Genomic DNA, 2537 nt, shown 5'->3' on the forward strand with positions numbered 1-2537 from the left:
AAGGTATCCCGCGCGACGGCGTCCCGCAACAAGGCGGAACGAGCGCGGCTTACGCTCGTAGCGCCAGTGCTGTTTTGGCTCCTCGTAAGGCGAGTTGATGATCAGTCGATCGATAGTGCGCTTGCTCATCGGGCTACCACCTCTACGGTACATACATCACCTTGAGGCTCTCGACGCCGCGGTCGTCGACAATCTTGACCGCGATACGCTTGTATTCCCCCACTTCGAAAGGCAGCGACTCTGTGCCTCGATACTTCTCGATAAGCGACTCATCGAGTTCCGCTTTGAGACTCTTTGCGAGGCGCGCCCAGCCCCCGTTTTTGTCCGCCAGCGGGAAAAACACCTGACGCGGGTAGAGGCAACGCCCGTCGTAGTCGGTATCGAGCATCCAGACAGCAATCTTGTCCGCGCCGCCCGATTCGACTTGACCAGTTCTTGTGTTATAGTAGTCGAAACCGTGCACTTTCACGATGTACTTACAGTCGCGTTTGAGGATTTCCACATCGGGCTGCCCTATCAGCCAAAACGACTCGTTGCTGGCGCGTTTCTTTTTCAGATCTTCAGTGAGCAGGTCGGCGTTCATCTGCACCTTGAGGAGTGTCACGCCAGGCCACTTGGTCTCGTCGATGTCCTTCGCGGCTTCTGCATCGATCTGGAATGCGGCGAAGACAACGATTTGCGGCGTCGGCACCAGCGTTAGCGCCTCCTCATGGGCTTGCTCCACCTGCCGCTGCTCTAATGGCGCATACTCGGGACCGAAGGAAACCACCACGCGCATAGGGGTAGAGTCGGGCGCGTCTGTGTGTATAGCGTCGGCGTTCTCATTGCTGGGCAGGGTTTCGCCTATCGCGTGCAGGAAGCGGCAGCCAGGCAGCGGCTCCAACCGCGCGAACCGAATGCGTTGCCCTTGCTTGCCCCGAATACCTGTCTTGTACAGCTCGTCGCGCCACTCGGCTTGACGCAGCGTCTCGCCTGAGCGAGCAATCGATGCGTCAGCAGGCGCAGGTCGAGGCTCCAGAATCTCGTCCACCGACAAGGCCGCAGGAGCAGGCACTGCCTCCACGGTGAACGGTCCCGTCACGCGCACCTTCGAGTCGTCGACAAGCGGTTGGTCGTAAAGCGTCTCTTGGGGCGCATGGCGGGCAATCGCCTCGTCGATAGCGCGTTGCATCTTGCATCGCGCGTTGTGAAACTGCTCAAAGGCTGACCGCGCACCCTTCGGCCAGTCCGCAGGGAATTCATACGGCACTTCCCACTCCAGAAGTTCGTTGACGCGCACCACTTGCTTGGACGGCAGCGTGTGCGTTTTGCTGTCAGGGGCAGCAAAGTCCACAACCATTCCTTCGCGAGCCCCTTGCGCAACTTTGAACTTTATCGGCTTGCCTTTGAGCGCACGGTGGAGCTTCTCCAGCGCCTTCTCTATGGATGGGTGCATTTGGGCATAGATTCTGTCAATCTCCTGATTGTTGGCAATTGACCTGAGCGTGATATGGGGCACGGTTTTATACTTGAAGCCGCTGCTCACGCCCTCGTTGGGATGCGCCAGCTCGTAGTACTCGAAGACGGCGGTCATCAGCCGCTGCTTGGCAATCATAACAGCCACGCGCGATGTGTCGCAAGTAATCCACCGCCTGCCCCACTTCTCCGCACAATAGGCAGTGGTACCCGAGCCGCAGGTCGGGTCAAACACCAAATCGCCTGGGTCTGTGGTCATCAGGATGCAGCGCTGAACGACTTTCGAATATGTTTGGACTACATATATGTTTTCTGGTGCAAAGGTACTCTGCATGGTGTCGTCCCATAATAGTGTCAGCCTCACCTTGTCAGCATCTTTTAGGTATCTTTTATAAACGAGAGTTTTATTAATAGAAGACAAACGGTTCGCCATTTTCAGGCGATTCATCCCTTGCTCATTTGTAGACCATCCACGACTTCGCGGAGGAGAATAAATGACACCGAATAATTCAAAATCAAAGCGAGAATTTTCTGATCCAGTTTGGGAGGATGGAGTTGTAAGCTGAACAGGCTCGCCCTCACCATGTTTTGATGAAACTAAACTACCGTTACGAGTCTCGCGAAAGCGATAGGCGTTCTCGAACTCATACGCACGGCGCTCGCGCAGGAGTTTGTTGAACTTAACCTTTTTCTTATCTTTGCAGTACCAAAGTAGATAGTCTGCAACTCCAGCTAACAGTTGTGAGGTTTGACCTATTGTCTTTCTAAAGGTAATCTGACCACAAAAATTCTCCCTGCCAAACACTTCGTCCATTAGGCATCGTACATAGTGCACATTCTCGTCGCCGATTTGCACGAAGATGCTACCGCTTTCAGTCAGCAGTTCGCGGGCGAGCAGTAGGCGGTCGCGCAGGTAGCTAAGATACGAATGTATGCCCAGCTCCCAAGTGTCGCGGAACGCCTTAATCTGTTCTGGTTCGGCGGTGAGGTCTTCGTCGTCGCCGTCCTTGATATCGCGTTTGTTGACAAAGGGTTGGAAGTTGGAGCCGTACTTGATGCCGTAGGGCGGGTCGATATAAATC

General features: G+C 54.9%; 1 protein-coding gene. It reads right to left on the reverse strand.

Going from position 1 to position 2537, the window contains the following annotated elements:
- Positions 1-142: 142 nt before the first annotated feature.
- Positions 143-2537: site-specific DNA-methyltransferase (locus tag NW858_RS11520; protein ID WP_414520547.1), on the reverse strand; the 2395-nt coding region annotated here is incomplete at its 5' end.

Source organism: Synechococcus sp. H55.10 (assembly GCF_047502715.1).
Classification (GTDB): domain Bacteria; phylum Cyanobacteriota; class Cyanobacteriia; order Thermostichales; family Thermostichaceae; genus Thermostichus.